At 60.2% G+C, this 15,989-nt stretch carries 16 protein-coding genes; 12 read left to right on the top strand and 4 right to left on the bottom strand.

Features of this window, described 5'->3' with window-relative positions; all coding sequences use genetic code 11:
- Positions 1-42: 42 nt before the first annotated feature.
- The 5 genes from acs to BLU01_RS17425 all read left to right on the top strand — a co-directional run bounded on the left by acs (position 43) and on the right by BLU01_RS17425 (position 7,473).
- Positions 43-1,980, top strand: a complete 1,938-nt coding sequence (gene acs / locus BLU01_RS17445; protein WP_092277899.1) for an acetate--CoA ligase — start codon at positions 43-45, stop codon at positions 1,978-1,980.
- A 66-nt stretch (positions 1,981-2,046) separates the two neighbouring features.
- The gene (locus tag BLU01_RS17440; RefSeq protein WP_092277897.1) at positions 2,047-2,919 is read left to right on the top strand and encodes an oxygenase MpaB family protein; all 873 of its coding nucleotides are present in this window, start codon (positions 2,047-2,049) and stop codon (positions 2,917-2,919) included.
- Between the two features lie 168 nt (positions 2,920-3,087).
- Positions 3,088-4,104: a class I SAM-dependent rRNA methyltransferase gene (locus BLU01_RS17435; protein WP_092277895.1), complete on the top strand. Its 1,017-nt coding sequence runs from the start codon at positions 3,088-3,090 to the stop codon at positions 4,102-4,104.
- Positions 4,105-4,210: 106 nt separating this feature from the next.
- The gene (locus BLU01_RS17430; protein WP_092277893.1) at positions 4,211-7,165 is read left to right on the top strand and encodes a DUF748 domain-containing protein; all 2,955 of its coding nucleotides are present in this window, start codon (positions 4,211-4,213) and stop codon (positions 7,163-7,165) included.
- Entirely contained in the window at positions 7,165-7,473 is a 309-nt protein-coding gene (locus BLU01_RS17425) for a DUF2845 domain-containing protein (protein ID WP_092277891.1), read from the top strand. The genes BLU01_RS17430 and BLU01_RS17425 overlap by 1 nt, the downstream gene beginning before the upstream one ends.
- A 323-nt stretch (positions 7,474-7,796) precedes the next feature.
- Here BLU01_RS17425 and BLU01_RS17420 read toward each other — a convergent pair whose 3' ends face one another.
- Both BLU01_RS17420 and BLU01_RS17415 read right to left on the bottom strand, forming a co-directional pair.
- Positions 7,797-8,144: a BON domain-containing protein gene (locus BLU01_RS17420; protein ID WP_092277889.1), complete on the bottom strand. Its 348-nt coding sequence runs from the start codon at positions 8,142-8,144 to the stop codon at positions 7,797-7,799.
- 311 nt (positions 8,145-8,455) lie between these two features.
- Positions 8,456-8,872, bottom strand: a complete 417-nt coding sequence (locus BLU01_RS17415; protein ID WP_092277887.1) for a pilin — start codon at positions 8,870-8,872, stop codon at positions 8,456-8,458.
- 225 nt (positions 8,873-9,097) lie between these two features.
- Here BLU01_RS17415 and pilB point away from each other — a divergent pair, with 225 nt between their 5' ends.
- The 5 genes from pilB to yacG are packed head-to-tail and all read left to right on the top strand — an operon-like array spanning position 9,098 to position 13,709.
- Entirely contained in the window at positions 9,098-10,798 is a 1,701-nt protein-coding gene (gene pilB / locus BLU01_RS17410; protein WP_092277885.1) for a type IV-A pilus assembly ATPase PilB, read from the top strand.
- Between the two features lie 2 nt (positions 10,799-10,800).
- Positions 10,801-12,018 (top strand): type II secretion system F family protein, encoded by a 1,218-nt coding sequence (locus BLU01_RS17405; protein WP_092277883.1) that lies wholly within the window; start codon positions 10,801-10,803, stop codon positions 12,016-12,018.
- A 1-nt stretch (position 12,019) separates the two neighbouring features.
- On the top strand, positions 12,020-12,892 hold the full coding sequence (locus BLU01_RS17400) for a prepilin peptidase (RefSeq protein ID WP_092277881.1): 873 nt from the start codon (positions 12,020-12,022) through the stop codon (positions 12,890-12,892).
- Entirely contained in the window at positions 12,889-13,512 is a 624-nt protein-coding gene (gene coaE / locus BLU01_RS17395) for a dephospho-CoA kinase (protein ID WP_092277879.1), read from the top strand. The genes BLU01_RS17400 and coaE overlap by 4 nt, the downstream gene beginning before the upstream one ends.
- Entirely contained in the window at positions 13,509-13,709 is a 201-nt protein-coding gene (gene yacG, locus BLU01_RS17390) for a DNA gyrase inhibitor YacG (protein ID WP_092277877.1), read from the top strand. The genes coaE and yacG overlap by 4 nt, the downstream gene beginning before the upstream one ends.
- 21 nt (positions 13,710-13,730) lie before the next feature.
- Here the strand turns inward: yacG and BLU01_RS17385 are convergent, their stop codons facing one another.
- Both BLU01_RS17385 and BLU01_RS17380 read right to left on the bottom strand, forming a co-directional pair.
- Positions 13,731-13,946: a hypothetical protein gene (locus BLU01_RS17385; protein WP_092277875.1), complete on the bottom strand. Its 216-nt coding sequence runs from the start codon at positions 13,944-13,946 to the stop codon at positions 13,731-13,733.
- Positions 13,947-14,009: 63 nt separating this feature from the next.
- Positions 14,010-14,699, bottom strand: a complete 690-nt coding sequence (locus BLU01_RS17380; protein ID WP_092277873.1) for an energy-coupling factor ABC transporter permease — start codon at positions 14,697-14,699, stop codon at positions 14,010-14,012.
- A 133-nt stretch (positions 14,700-14,832) separates the two neighbouring features.
- Between BLU01_RS17380 and BLU01_RS17375 the strand changes: the two genes are divergently transcribed.
- Both BLU01_RS17375 and BLU01_RS17370 read left to right on the top strand, forming a co-directional pair.
- Complete coding sequence (locus BLU01_RS17375; RefSeq protein WP_008154887.1) at positions 14,833-15,459, top strand: DUF1780 domain-containing protein; 627 nt, start codon at positions 14,833-14,835, stop codon at positions 15,457-15,459.
- Positions 15,456-15,986, top strand: coding sequence for an MOSC domain-containing protein (locus tag BLU01_RS17370; protein ID WP_092277870.1), 531 nt, complete (start codon positions 15,456-15,458; stop codon positions 15,984-15,986). Before BLU01_RS17375 ends, BLU01_RS17370 begins: the two co-directional genes overlap by 4 nt.
- Positions 15,987-15,989: the final 3 nt, after the last annotated feature.

Genomic DNA, 15,989 nt, shown 5'->3' with positions numbered 1-15,989 from the left:
CGCATCTTTATCCTTGTCGCAAAACAAGAATAAGGAACCGTCATGTTCGATATCAGCACGTTCCCCAAAGCCGATGCCGTGCGCCGGGCTGCACAATTGAGTCAGGACGACTACCAGCGCCTGTACCGACAATCCATCGAACACCCCAGCACCTTCTGGGCCGAACAGGCCACCCGGTTCCTCGACTGGAGCACGCCGTGGCAAACCGTCCAGCGCTATAACCTGAAAACCGGCGAAGCCAGCTGGTTCGCCGGTGGCAAGCTCAACGTCAGTTACAACTGCATCGACCGCCACCTCGCCGAACGCGGCGACCAAGTCGCAATCATCTGGGAAGGCGATGACCCCGCCGAATCCGCGCTGATCACCTACAAAAAACTCCACCATCACGTCTGTCGCCTGGCCAACGTGCTGAAAAGCCGTGGCGTGAAGAAAGGCGATCGCGTGTGCATTTACATGCCGATGATCGCCGAAGCCGCCTACGCCATGCTCGCGTGTACGCGCATTGGCGCAGTGCATTCGGTGGTGTTCGGCGGTTTTTCCCCGGACTCGGTGCGTGACCGCATTCTCGACGCCGATTGCCGCACCGTGATCACCGCCGATGCCGGCGTGCGTGGCGGCAAGTTCGTGCCGCTCAAGGACAAGGTCGACCAAGCGCTGCTGAGTTGCCCGAATGTCAGCACAGTGATCGTCGTCGAGCACACGCAGGGCGAAGTCGCCTGGGTCGATGGCCGCGACATCTGGTATCACCAGGCCCTGCGCGACGTCAGCGACGATTGCCCGCCCGAACCGATGGACGCCGAAGACCCGCTGTTCATCCTCTACACCTCCGGCAGCACCGGCAAACCCAAAGGCGTGTTGCACACCACCGGCGGCTATCTGCTGCAAGCGGCGATGACCTTCAAATACGTGCTCGATTACCGCGACGGCGAAGTGTTCTGGTGCACCGCCGACGTCGGCTGGGTCACCGGCCACAGTTACATCGTCTACGGCCCGCTGGCCAACGGCGCGACCACGCTGATTTTCGAAGGCGTGCCGAGCTATCCGAGCAGCTCGCGTTTCTGGCAAGTGATCGACAAACATCACGTCAACATCTTCTACACCGCGCCCACCGCCCTGCGCTCGCTGATGCGCGAAGGCGCCGAACCGCTGAAGGAAACTTCGCGCCAGAGCCTCAGATTACTCGGCAGCGTCGGTGAGCCAATCAACCCGGAAGCGTGGGATTGGTACTTCAATGCGGTCGGCGAACAGCGTTGCCCAATCGTCGACACCTGGTGGCAGACCGAAACCGGCGGCATCATGCTCAGCCCATTGGTCAGCGCCCAAAGAATCAAACCGGGCTGCGCGACCCAACCGATGTTCGGCGTGCAACCGGTGTTGCTCGATGAAGTCGGCAAGGAAATCCAAGGCCCCGGCGCCGGTGTACTGGCAATCAAATCGAGCTGGCCAGCGCAGATCCGCAGCGTTTATGGCGACCCGCAACGCATGGTCGAAACCTACTTCAAACCCTATCCCGGTTATTACTTCACCGGCGACGGCGCCCGCCGCGACGAGGACGGCGATTACTGGATCACCGGGCGCATCGACGACGTGATCAACGTTTCCGGGCACCGCATCGGCACCGCCGAAGTGGAAAGCGCGCTGGTGCTGCACGACAGCATCGCCGAGGCCGCCGTGGTCGGTTACCCGCACGACCTCAAGGGCCAGGGCATTTATGCCTTCGTCACGCCCATGAACGGCACCGATCCCAATGACGAACTGAAGAAAGAACTGTTGGCGCACGTCAGCAAGGAAATCGGCAGCTTCGCCAAACCGGACCTGATTCAATGGGCGCCGGCCTTGCCGAAAACCCGTTCGGGCAAGATCATGCGGCGGATTCTGCGCAAAATTGCCTGCAACGAACTGGACAGCCTGGGCGATACCTCGACCCTGGCCGATCCAGGCGTGGTAGCGGATTTGGTCGAGAAACGCCTGAACCAGTAAATCGCTTGTTTCAAAAAGTCTGCGCGGCCACTGCTGGCCGCGCCTTTTTTTCGCCACTGAGTTGCCATGGAATTCATTCGTACACGCATCGAAAACCAGCTAATGAGCCTGACCGGGTTGTCGCTGGGCAAACTTGATCTGGAAAACCCCAAGGGCGATCCCGGACTGTTCGGCCCCGATTCGGTGAGTTGGCAGGTGCATGGCGATTTCACCAGCATGCTCATCGGCGGGATCACTGCGCTGATGCTGCAAGCCCTGCATCCATTGGCGTTGGCCGGGGTTTGGGATCACTCGAATTTTCGCCAGGACATGCTCGGGCGCTTGCGGCGCACCAGTCAGTTCATCGCCGGGACTACTTTTGGTTCACGCAGGGACGCCGACTGGCTGATCGAGAAAGTGCGCACCATTCACCTGCAAGTGACCGGCACCGCGGCGGATGGCCGCCCGTACGCGGCGAGCGATCCGGACTTGCTGACGTGGGTGCACGTGGCCGAGGTCAGCAACTTTCTCGGCGCGCATTTGCGTTACCGCAATCCGCAGCTGTCACTGGCGGACCAGGATCGTTATTACGCGGAAATCGCCGTGATCGCCGAGCGCCTCGGTGCGCGCAATGTGCCGAAGAGCCGGCAGGCAATCGCCGATTATCTGCAACGTATTCGCCCACAATTGTTGTGCGACGCCCGCAGTCGCGAGGTGTTGCGCTTGCTCCTGAACGCGCCCGCGCCCAGCCGCATGGCCAAGCCGTTTGGCGGGATGATGATGCAGGCCGGCATCGACCTGCTGCCGGATTGGGCGAGCGATATGCTCGGCGTGCATCAGAACCCGCTGCAACGCCAGTTGATCCGCGCCAGCGTCAAACGCAGCGCGCCAATGCTGCGCTGGGCCATGCGCAACGGTTCGGTGCAACGAGCGAAGCGGCGCATGGGGTTGCTGAACTGACCGATAACCTTGTGGCGAGGGGGCTTGCCCCCGTTGGGCTGCAAAGCGGCCACAAAATCTGCGGTGTTACTGAAATCTGCCAGTGCTGCGCACTGGAACGGGGGCAAGCCCCCTCACCACAGTGTTAAACTCCCGCGCCAAATTACTTCATCCTGCAAGGCGCCCAGCATGTCTTCCTTGAATCAGGCGCTGCGCGCCGCCCTCGATCATCGCCAGGACCTGCTGGCCGAACTGCATCAGCAAGGCACCGACTGCTATCGCCTGTTTCATGGCAGCCAGGAAGGCGCCGGCGGCCTGACCATCGACCGCTACGGCCCGCAATTGCTGGTGCAAAGTTTCCACCAGGCGCTGGAACGTGACGCGCTGCTGCACATCCACCAAACAATCAATCAACACTTGGGCTTCGAAACCCTGCTGGTCTACAACGACCGCTCGCGGGGCAATTCGCGCATCGACCGCGAAGACACCGTGTACCGCGCCGACGACGCCGCGCTGCAAGACCTGATCGGCCACGAATGGGGCCTCAACTATCGGGTCCGCGGGCGTCACGCCGGGCAAGATCCGCTGCTGTTCCTCGACTTGCGCAACACCCGCGGCTGGGTCAAACAGCACAGCCACAACAAAAGCGTGCTCAACCTGTTCGCCTACACCTGCGGCGTCGGCCTGAGTGCAGCGGCCGGTGGCGCCAGCGAAGTGTGCAACCTCGACTTTGCCGAAGGTAACCTCGCGGTCGGTCGCGAAAACGGTCTGCTCAATCCGCAGCTGCCGGCCATGCAATTTATTCAATCCGATTACTTCCCGGCGATCCGCCAACTGGCCGGCCTGCCGATCAGCCAGCGGCGCGGGCACAAACTGCCGAGCTACGAACGTCTGGAACAGCGTCAGTACGATCTGGTGCTGTTAGACCCGCCGGCCTGGGCCAAGAGCGCGTTCGGCACCGTCGACCTGCTGCGCGACTATCAGAGCCTGCTCAAGCCTGCGCTGCTGACCACTGCTGACAATGGCGTGCTGATCTGCTGCAACAATCTGGCGAAAGTCAGCATGGATGACTGGCGCGAACAGGTGCTGCGTTGCGCCGAGAAGGCTGGGCGTCCGGTGCGTGAATGGTCGGTGATGACCCCGGGCGCGGACTTCCCGTCGCTGGATCAGCAGCCACCGCTGAAGACGCTGATTCTGCAACTCTGAACCGCGCGTCCGTATTCCTACGCAACCGGCTGAACAATCCTGCGCAACGGCGATCACTTCGGAACCGAAATCGCGTGCCATACTCCAAGGCACTCCGATCAGACATATGAAGCCGCACATGCCCAAAGGATTGATTCGCGCTCTCGGCGCCCTGTTGACTGCGCTGGCCCTCTACAGCCTGCTGGGATTTCTGATTTTGCCGGGCATTGCCCTGCGCATCGCCAACCAGCAGTTGGCCAATTACGCGACGACCCCTGCGCATATTCAGCGGATCGAACTCAATCCGTTCAGCCTTGAAGTGACCTTGTGGGGCCTGATCATCGGCGAACCGGGCAAGGAGCAGGTCGGCTTCGAACGGCTATACGCCAACCTGCAACTCGACAGTCTCTGGACCAAAGCGCTGCACCTCTCCGACATCGAACTGGACAAACCCAAAACGGAAATCCTCTTCGGCAAGGACGGCAAGCTCAATCTGCTGGGCCTGTTCAAAATCCCCGCCAGCGAACCAACGCCCGCCGACCCGAATGCCAAGCCGTTCCCGCTACGTGTCGAGCGCATCAGACTGGCCGGCGGCTACGTGCATTTTCAGGACGCGCGCCCGAGCGAGCCGATCGAATTCCTCTACGACAAACTCGATTTCGAGCTGAAAAACCTCAGCACCCTGCCCGACGACAACGCCGACATGACCCTGGTCGCGGCGGGGCCGGAAGGTGGGCAAATCGACTGGACCGGCAATTTCAGCCTGATCCCGATTGCTTCCGAAGGTAAGTTGAAAGTCACCGACGGGCAGATGAAAGTCTGGTGGCCATATGTGCGCGATGCGCTGCCGCTGGCCCTGGAAAACGGCGTGCTGAACCTGAGCACTGACTACAAGCTCAACCTCGCCAAGGAAACCGAGCTGCAACTGAACAACGTTGCGGTCAGCGTTGCGCCGTTCGCCATCAATGCCCCGGACGGTCGGCCGCTGGTGCGTCTGGAACGCCTCGACGTCAGCGACACCAGCATCGATCTGGCCAAGCAACAAGTGGTGGTCGGCAAGATCCGCAGCAACAAACTCGAAACCTGGGCAGCGCTGGAAGCCGATGGCCAACTCGACTGGCAGAAACTGTTCGCCAGCCAGCCGTCGAAAGCCGCCGCCAAAGCCAAGGCTGAACCCGCCAACGCCCCGGCCGCTGCCGATTCACCACCGCCAGCCGCCGCCGCGCCGAGCAAACCGTGGCAAGTGCTGCTCAAAGATGTGCAACTGCGCAATTATCAGGTGCATCTGGAGGACCGCAAGGCGCAGCCGCCGGTGCCGTTGGAAGTCGGCCCGCTGAACCTCGACCTGCAAAATTTCGACAGCCTCAACGGCTCGCCTTTCAAGCTCAAGCTCGACACCGGCGTCGGCAAGCAAGGCAAGATCACCGCAGACGGCCAGGTCAATCTCGCGCCGGTCAGCGCTAAGCTGAATGTGCAGACCAAAGACATCGACCTGCGCGTCGCGCAGTCCTACATCACCCCGTTCATTCGCCTGGAACTGCGCAGCGGCATGCTCGGCAGTGACCTCGCGGTCGATCTGAAAAGCACCGAGCCGCTGGCGTTCAGCGTGACCGGCCGTGCCCAGGTCGATCAATTGCACACGCTCGACACCCTGAAAACCCGCGACTTCCTGAAATGGCAGCAGTTGGTGCTCGAAGGCCTGAATTATCAACACGGCGACAGCCTGTCGATCGACAAGGTCAACCTGTTTCAACCCTACGTGCGCTTCATGATCAACGACGACCGCACCACCAACGTCGACGATTTGCTGGTGCCGCAACCGGCCGATTCCGCGGGCAAAACCGCTGCAGCGAAACCGGCGGCGGGCAAGGACAAAGCGCTGGCGATTCGCGTGGGCGGCGTGGCGATCAATGACGGCTCGGCGAACTTCGCCGACTTCAGCCTGACGCCGAACTTTGCCACGGCGGTGCAGCAGCTCAACGGTGCGATCGGCACCATCGACAGCCGCCAGGGGAAACCGGCCACGGTCGACATCAAAGGCAAGGTCGACCGCTACGCGCCGGTCACCATCAAAGGGGCGGTCAACCCGTTCGACCCGATGGCCAGCCTCGACATCGCGACCAGTTTCAAACGGGTCGAACTGACGACGCTGACGCCCTACTCCGGCAAGTTCGCCGGTTACCGCATCCGCAAGGGGCGACTCAATCTCGACCTGCATTACCTGATCACCAAAGGTCAGTTGAAGGCTGAAAACAAAGTAGTGGTCGAACAACTGCAACTCGGCGAAAAAGTCGACAGCCCGGACGCCGTGAGCCTGCCGCTGAAACTGGCAATCGCGTTGCTCAAGGATGTCGACGGCAAGATTTCCATCGAATTGCCGGTGACCGGCGACCTCAACAATCCGCAGTTCAGCGTGATGCCGATTGTCTGGCAGACCCTGCGCAACCTGCTCGTCAAGGCTGCTGCGGCGCCGTTCAAGATGATTGGCGGATTGATCAGCGGCGGCGGTTCGCAAGACCTCGGCACTGTTTCGTTTGCGCCGGGTTCGAGCGAATTGAGCAAGGACGCCGAGGCCTCGCTGGTCAAACTCGCCAGCGCGCTCAAGGAACGTCCGGCGCTGCGCCTGGAGATCGAAGGCACCGCCGCGCAAAACAGCGACGGCCCATTGCTCGCCGAGCAACGCCTGGAACGCGAATACCAATACAACTATTACAAGATGCTCCAGCGTCGCGGCGATAAAGTCCCGGCTCAAGCTTCGCTGCTGGAAGTACCGGACGCCGAGAAAGCGCCGTTGCTGGAAGGCATTTACCGCACGCGCCTGAAGACTCAGCCGCCGGCGGAATGGAAGGATTTGGGCAAGGAAGAACGTACGACGAAAATGCGCGCCGAAGTGATCAAGTTCTGGAGCGGCAGCGAAGTGCTGTTGCGCCAGTTGGGTCAGGAACGTGCCAGCAGCATCAAGGATTTCCTGGTCGAGAAAGCGCAATTGGCTGACGAACGTGTGTACTTTATCGACGCGCAACTCGGTCAGGCGGAAAGCGATGGCCGGGTGATCACGCCCATGCATTTGGACGCCGAATGATGAGCGCGCGATGGCTGATGGGACCGGCGCTGAGTCTGGCGCTGGCGTTGCTAGCCAGTCAGGCTGCGGCGGCTGATACGCTGCGCTGTGGCAGCCAGTTGATCAGCGTCGGCGACCGCTCCAGCGAAGTGCTGCAGAAGTGCGGCGAACCGGTCAGCCGCGACTTGCTGGGCTACAAGCGCAGCGCCAACCGCCGGGAAGAGTTTCAGGTCGAGGAGTGGACCTACGGACCGAACGGCGGGATGTACCAATACCTGCGCTTCGAAGGCAATCGGCTCCGGCAGATCAACAGCAAGCGCGGTAACTGAATCCCCCGTTACAACGGCAACACATCCCCACTGTAGGAACGCGATACCTGTAGGAGCGAGGCTTGCCCGCGAAGGCAATCTGTCAGTCAACCAGGTTTTGGATGTGCCGGCCCCTTCGCGGGCAAGCCTCGCTCCTACAGAGGTTTTGCAGCGCCACAGATGTTTTTGCAGCGCCCACAATAGAACAGGCCCCCGTCACGAATGGCGGAGGCCTGTAATGACCACGTCCTTGTGGCCTTTCGCATGAACACTTCAGAGGTGGCAGACGTATTACCCGGCCCGTCTGCCGCACCCTTCTCCCGGTTCAGGCGAGAAGTCTTGCCTTACTCGGCTTTCAGGCCGTCAGCGGATACCGCTTTGACGCCTTTGATTTTCTTGGTGATGGCAACTGCAACGTCTTTCTGCGATTCAGTCACAGCGACGGTCGACGACAGGGACACAACACCTTTGTTGGTTTCGACTTTGATGTCGGAACCAGGAATGCCTTTCTCGGTTACCAGATCAGCTTTGACTTTGGTGGTGATCCAGGTATCGGAAGTTGCTTCTTTGGCTTGTGTCACTTCACCAGCCGCCAGAGTCATCGGGGCTTGGGTAGTAGTGGTTTGTGCAAAAGCTGCACCAGCCATGGTCAGGGTCAGCGCGGTAGCAGTAGCAATAGCGAACTTCTTCATACGAGTAACTCCTGTTTTTCTATAAAGTCTGCTGAGAGTCTCTTCAGCAGGGTTACTGGATATATTGCGAACGCTGTGCCAACTTTGAGACAGGCAATAAATCCTTAAAAAACAATGAGTTATAAATTTTTGTGAATTTCGGAATCATGCAAATTGCATGAGGTGGTGATTATCGACATGCAAGTTGCAGGCTTTGACGCAGGCCTAAGGCCATGAATTGTCGGGGTTTTCTTCTATAAGGTCGGAATCGAAAAATCAGCACAAAAAAATACCCCGCCAGTCACGGCGGGGTATTGATTACACCATCAGGTTTAGACGCCTGGGCAGCTAGTAGTCGAGTAGTCCTTGGCGGCGGTAGTCGCACAGGTCCAGCCGGCCGTTGCACTTCGACTCAGGGTAATCGTCTTGCCCAATACCGGAGCCGGCGCATTAACCAATGTGCAAACGATCGTGCCAGTACCTGCTGCAACCGTACCCGTCATTGAAAGGGTGCAGTTCTGCGTCGCGGCTACACCAGCATTAACGTTTGTCAGCGTCGGATCTGCGGAACCCGCGTTGATGACATCTTCGTAAGGCACTTTGAGCGCCGACACTTCAGCAATACCCGCCGTCACTTTGGCCCGAGCCTGATACTTCGAATACTGCGGAATCGCAAATGTCGCCAGAATCCCGATGATCGCCACCACGATCAGCAGCTCGATCAGGGTAAAACCTTTTTGGTTATTCATAGACAAGCTCCATGCATGAGTCGGAATCTCATGATCTGACATAGCCCCAGCATGCTCCATGCCAAGCCCCGCGCGCCCTGCCCACAGGGCGCGAGGTTATGGCCGCGACGTTTCCTACACCTTGTAACCGCACTATCTGACACTTTTTGTCACCTCCAAGCCGCTGGTTTGGTTCATTCCGTTGACTAGGCTATAAGTCATGAACTGTCTGCGTCCGGAATCCCAATGAACGACATCGCCCTCAGCGGCCTGGCCAAGCAATTGGTGCTGGCCGAACTGCTCACTGACAAAAGCGCGCAACAGGCGTATCTGCAGGCCCAACGCAATCGCATCTCGCTGGTCAGCTACCTGGTGCAAAACAAACTGGTGCGCAGTCGTCAGGTCGCGGAGATTGCCTCGGAGCATTTCGGCATGGCCCTGCTCGACCTTAATTGCCTCGACAAGGAAACCCAGCCCAAAGGCCTGGTCAGCGAGAAACTGGTGCGCCAGCACCATGCCCTGCCCCTCTGGCGGCGCGGCAATAAATTGTTCGTGGGGATTTCCGACCCGACCAACCATCAGGCGATCAACGACATCCAGTTCAGCACCGGCCTGAGCACCGAAGCGATTCTGGTCGAGGACGACAAGCTCAGCGACGCCATCGAGAAGTTCTTCGACAGCCACACCAGCGGCCTCGAGGAAATGGCCGACGTTGACCTCGATGGCCTCGACGTCGAATCGGTCGACGACAAACACCAGGACTCGATTGCCGGGCAGGACGCCGACGATGCGCCGGTGGTGCGTTTCGTCCACAAGATGCTGCTGGACGCGATCAAAAGCGGCTCGTCCGACTTGCACTTCGAACCTTACGAAAAGAATTACCGGGTACGCATGCGCACCGACGGCATCCTGCGCGAAGTCGCCAAACCGCCGATTCAACTGGCCGGGCGCATCGCCGCGCGGCTCAAGGTCATGGCCAGTCTGGACATCTCCGAACGTCGGCGCCCGCAGGACGGGCGGATCAAGATGCGCTTGTCGAAAAGCAAATCCATCGACTTCCGGGTCAACACCTTGCCGACCTTGTGGGGCGAGAAAGTGGTGATCCGGATCCTCGACCCGTCGAGCGCACAGATGGGCATCGACGCCCTCGGTTATGAACCGGACCAGAAAACCCTGTTCATGGCCGCGCTGAAACAACCGCAAGGGATGATCCTGGTCACCGGCCCCACCGGCTCGGGCAAGACCGTGTCGCTGTACACTGGGCTGAATATTCTCAACACCGTCGACATCAACATTTCCACCGCCGAAGACCCGGTGGAGATCAACATGGAAGGCATCAACCAGGTCAACGTCAATCCCAAGCAAGGGCTGGATTTCGCCCAGGCCTTGCGCTCGTTCCTGCGCCAGGATCCGGACGTGATCATGGTCGGCGAGATCCGCGACCTCGAAACCGCAGAAATTGCGATCAAAGCCGCGCAGACCGGGCACTTGGTGCTGTCGACGCTGCACACCAACAGCGCCGCGGAAACCCTGACGCGCCTGCACAACATGGGCATCCCCGGTTTCAACATCGCCACCTCGGTCAGCCTGATCATCGCCCAGCGCCTGGCGCGCAAATTGTGCAGCCACTGCAAGAAGCCGATCGACATCCCCCGCGAAGCGCTGGTCAAGGAGGGCTTCCCCGAGGAACGCATCGGCACATTCACGATCTATGAGCCCGTCGGTTGCGATCACTGCAACCACGGCTACAAAGGGCGGATCGGGATTTATGAAGTGGTGAAGAACACGCCGGACCTGCAACGGCTGATCATGGCCGAGGGCAACTCACTGGAAATCGAGATCCAGATGCGCAAGGACGGCTTCAACGATCTGCGTACCTCGGGTTTGCTCAAGGCCATGCAAGGCATCACCAGCCTTGAAGAAATCAACCGGGTCACCAAGGATTGAACATGGCGGTCAAGGCAGCAAAAATCAGCGTGTATGCCTGGGAAGGCACGGACAAGAAAGGCACGAAGATGACCGGCGAGCTCAGCGGTCAGAACCCGGCGCTGATCAAGGCACAGTTGCGCAAGCAAGGCATCAACCCCGGCAAGGTGCGCAAGAAAAGCGTGTCGATTTTCAACCTCGGCAAGCGCATCAAGGCCCAGGACATTTCCCTGTTCACCCGGCAAATGACGACGATGATGAAGGCCGGCGTGCCGCTGCTGCAGTCGTTCGACATCATCGGCGAAGGCTTCGATAACCCGGCCATGCGCAAACTGGTGGACGAGGTCAAACAGGAAGTCGCGGCGGGTAACAGTTTCGCCGCGTCGTTGCGCAAGAAGCCGCAGTATTTCGATGAGCTGTACTGCAACCTCGTCGATGCCGGCGAACAGGCCGGTGCCCTCGATACCTTGCTGGACCGGGTGGCGACCTATAAGGAGAAGAGCGAAAAGCTCAAAGCCAAAATCAAGAAAGCCATGACCTATCCGCTGGCCGTGGTGTTTGTCGCGATGATCGTTACCGGGATTCTGCTGGTGAAAGTGGTGCCGCAATTCAAAACGGTATTCGCCGGGTTCGGCGCCGAGTTGCCGGGCTTCACGCTGATGGTGATCAGCCTTTCGGAATTCATGCAGAAATATTGGTGGATGATGCTCGGCGCACTGGTCGCGGCGATTTTCGGTTTGCGCCGTGCCTTCAAAAAGTCGCAAGCCTTTCGCGACAAACTCGACATCTGGCTGCTGAAACTGCCGCTGGTCGGCGCGCTGACCTACAAGTCCGCCGTCGCCCGTTACGCGCGCACGCTCTCGACCACGTTCGCCGCCGGGGTGCCGCTGGTCGATGCGCTGGAATCCGTGGCCGGCGCCACCGGCAATGTCGTGTTCAAGCGCGCGGTGCTGCGCATCCGCCAAGACGTGTCGACCGGCATGCAGCTGAATTTCGCCATGCGCACCTCGGGGGTGTTCCCGAACATGGCGATTCAGATGGCGGCGATCGGCGAGGAGTCCGGCGCGCTCGACGATATGCTCGACAAGGTCGCGAGTTTCTACGAGGACGACGTCGACAATATGGTCGACAACCTCACCAGCCTGATGGAGCCGTTCATCATGGTGGTGCTTGGCGTGGTCGTCGGCGGCCTCGTCGTGGCGATGTACCTGCCTATTTTCCAACTTGGCTCTGCGATCTGACATGCCCCTGAATGAATACCTGAGCCTGTATCCGCTGGCCTTCGTCATCACCGCGCTGGTGCTCGGGCTGCTGGTCGGCAGTTTCCTCAACGTGCTGGTCTGGCGCCTGCCGAAAATGCTCGAGCGCGAATGGCGCGTACAGGCCCGCGACGTGTTGGGTCTGCCGACCGAGACGCCGCTGCCGACGTACAACCTGCTGCTGCCGCACTCGCAATGCCCGCACTGCGCCCAGCCGATTCGCGCCTGGGAAAATATCCCGCTGCTGAGTTACCTGCTGTTGCGCGGGCGCTGTTCCAATTGCGCGGCGCCGATCAGCAAGCGGTATCCACTGACCGAACTGGCCTGCGGTGCGCTTTCGGCGTTCGTCGCGTGGCATTTCGGTTTCGGCTGGTCGGCGGCCATGCTGCTGTTGCTGACCTGGGGGTTGCTGGCGATGAGCCTGATCGACGCCGAGCATCAACTGTTGCCCGATGTGCTGGTGCTGCCGTTGTTGTGGCTGGGGCTGATCGTCAACAGCTTCGAACTGCTGGTGCCACTGCTCGACGCGGTGTGGGGCGCGGTGGCGGGTTATCTGTTGCTGTGGTCGGTGTTCTGGTTATTCAAGTTGATCACCGGCAAGGACGGCATCGGTCATGGTGATTTCAAGCTGCTGGCGCTGCTCGGGGCGTGGGGCGGCTGGCAGATTTTGCCGCTGACGATTCTGTTGTCATCGCTGGTCGGCGCGATTATCGGGGTGATTCTGCTGCGCTTGCGCGACGCAAAAACCTCGACGCCGATCCCGTTTGGGCCGTTCCTGGCGATTGCCGGCTGGATTGCATTGCTCTGGGGTGGTCAAATAACCGGCTTCTATTGGCAGTTTGTCGGTTTGCAATGAATACCCCTGTGGAAAAACCCTGGATTCTCGGCCTCACCGGCGGCATCGGTAGCGGCAAAAGTGCCGCAGCGCAGCACTTCATCGACCTCGGCGTGCACGTGGTCGACGCCGATCATGCGGCGCGCTGGGTGGTGGAGCCGGGGCGTCCGGCGCTGGCGAGGATCGTCGAGCACTTCGGCCCCGGCGTGTTGCAAGCCGATGGCCAACTGGATCGCGGCGCGTTGCGCAAACTGATCTTCGAAGTGCCGGAGGAACGCCGCTGGCTCGAAGCGTTGCTGCATCCGCTGATCGCCGAGGAAATCGTCGCGCACCTGGCCAAGGCACAATCGCCTTACGCGATTCTGGTGTCGCCGCTGTTGATCGAGTCCGGGCAGTACGCCATGACCCAACGCGTGCTGGTGATCGATGCGCCGCAACAACTACAGATCGAACGCACCCTGCAGCGTGACCAGACCAGCGAGCAACAGGTCCAGGCGATTCTCAAGGCCCAGTCCAGCCGCGAAGATCGCGTGAGCCATGCCGACGACGTGGTGGTCAACGACCGCGACCTCGCCTGGCTGCACAGCGAGGTCGAACGCCTGCATCACTTTTACCTTACTTTGCGTGGAGGCCAGTCATGAGCCCAATCTCAACCGTCGAATGCCCGACTTGCGGTGCACCCGTCGAATGGAAAACCGACAATGAATTCCGGCCGTTCTGCTCGGACCGCTGCAAACTGATCGACCTCGGCGCCTGGGCCTCGGAAGAACACAAGATCCCGGTCAGCCCGGACGCCGAAGACGATCTGTTCAGCGAAGACTTCGAACCGCGTCACTGATTCGCGTCTTCACTGAAAAAATCAGGGCCGCATGAAACCGTAGTCCTGAGTGTCATCGAGGTTCTCGGCGAGAAACTGCAACTCGTCCGCCAGATCCTCGACACTGCGCACCGTCTTGCTCTGCTGCACCACCGCGCTGAGCAAGGCGCGCAGGCTCAACCCCGGATCAAACCCGACCTCCTGCGCCGCCTCCAGACTGTGACGCAACTCTTGCCTTGCCCATTCGTAGACACTCATGGCGATGCTCCTGAAGATTTCCCGAAGCATGGAATCGTCAGCGGTTGGCGGGTTTGATGTGGATCAAGACTTGGGATCGTCGTCGTTCCACGGCGCCGAAAGGTAACGGGTGCGATTGAACGTCTCCAGCCATTCCGGGCTGAACACCACCAGCGCGCTGATGATCATGCCGTTGATAAACGCCTCGGGGAAAATGATCAGCCACAGGTAACCGATAAAATCCTCCAGCCAATATGGCATGGCGAACAGTTCATCCCACCACAGCAACGTCAGCGCCAGCAGCAGGCAGAGCAACGCCGACAGCGCTGCCGCAAAAAATCCGGAAACGAAGATATACACAAAGGGATTTCGCGGTTGCGCGCGCTCGACCAGAATCGCGCAGCATTCGGTGACCAGCACCGGCAGCAGAATGAACAACGCGCCGTTCACTCCGGCGGCGTCCAGATCCTGGCGACCGAGCAACACCAGCCCCGCTTGCGCGACCAGGCCGCCGACGATCGCCAGCGGCCAGTCGAGCAGCAAGGTCACCGCGGTCATGCCGATAAAGTGGTACGACACGCCGGTATCAAAATCGCGCCGCACCAGCCACAACATGAACAGCGCGAACACCGTGCCGAACAGCAAATGCTGGCGACGCCGGTCAGTGAACAGCTCGACCCACGGCGCACGGCAGATCGCCCAGATCACCACGGGCAGGTAAATCAGCCAACCGAGCGTCAGGCTCTGCGGCGACAACACCTCGGCACCGATCATGACAACGTCCCCTCGAACACCACGACTCTCTCCTTGATAGCTACGGCTCCCCGCCAGCATACACCGGTGCAAAAGTCGCTCCACTCCAAGCAAAGCTTTCTGCTTGTCGCATTTGAACGCTAAGCTTGGGCCTATGGATGACTCAGATTACTTACGCCTGCTGACCATCGCGGCCGAGCAAGCCAACGCGTTCCTGTCCAATGCCCGCAAATGGGAGCGTGAGCGTTGGGTCTGCCAACGCCTGCTGCAAGGCCTGAACATTCCTTATCGCGCTGATGAATTCGCCCCTGCCGGCGAGCCGCCGGACGTGCTGTTTCGCGACGCCAGTTTCGAGGTGTTCTTCGTGCTCGACGAAGGTCGGCGCCTCAACGACGAATGGCGCGACGAATTGCAGCGGCGGCGCAGCGCGTTTTCCCTGAGTTCGCTGGTGCGGCGTGAAGCCAAGCCACGGCGGATCCCGGCCAATGAATTCCTCCTGAGACTGGCGCCGACCTTGCGCAAAAAAGCCCACAACTACAAAGAACGCGGAATGGACCTCGGCGAGCTGGACATCATTGCCTTCGCCAGCCTCAAGCGCGAAGTGCTCGACCTCAACAGCCACTTTCCGCCGCCCACCGAGTACCTGCGCCAGGGCTGGCGCTCGCTGTCACTGGTCGGGCCAACCTTCGCCCGCGTGCTGTTCGCGCACCCGGATGCGCCGGATTTCCTGCGCAGCAACCTCGGGCGCAGCATCGTTTTTGACGTCGGGATCAGCCTGTGAACTCACCCCTGCAAGAATTGATCGCCGAAGTGCCGCAGACCGGCCGCGTGCGCTGGATCGGCGTGCGCCCCGAGCGCCATGCACCGATGATCGAGCTGGACGCCGTGGAGGCGCGGCTAGAGGCCGGATTGACCGGCGACCGTGCGCGCCCCGGCGTGCGCAATGCGCGGCAAGTGACGTTGATTCAGTGGGAACACCTGGCGGTGATCAGCTCGTTGATGGGCCGCGCCGAGGATAATCCGGTCTTGCCTGAAGATTTGCGCCGCAACCTCGTCATCAGCGGTATCAACCTGTTCAGCCTCAAGGGTCGGCGCTTCAGGATTGGCCAGGCGATTTTCGAAACCACTGGCTGGTGCCAACCGTGCGCGCGCCTGCAAAACAACCTCGGGCCGGGGACTTTCCAGGCCGTTCGCGGACATGGCGGAATCACCGCTCGGGTGTTACAAAGTGGAATCATTCGACTGGACGATACGGTCAGCGTCGAGCCGATTCCCGAGAGCGGCTATGCTCCGTTCAATGTTCGTTAAATC

The organism is Pseudomonas prosekii (genome assembly GCF_900105155.1).
Classification (GTDB): Bacteria; Pseudomonadota; Gammaproteobacteria; order Pseudomonadales; family Pseudomonadaceae; genus Aquipseudomonas; species Aquipseudomonas prosekii.
This window is presented reverse-complemented; position numbering and strand designations above follow the sequence as displayed.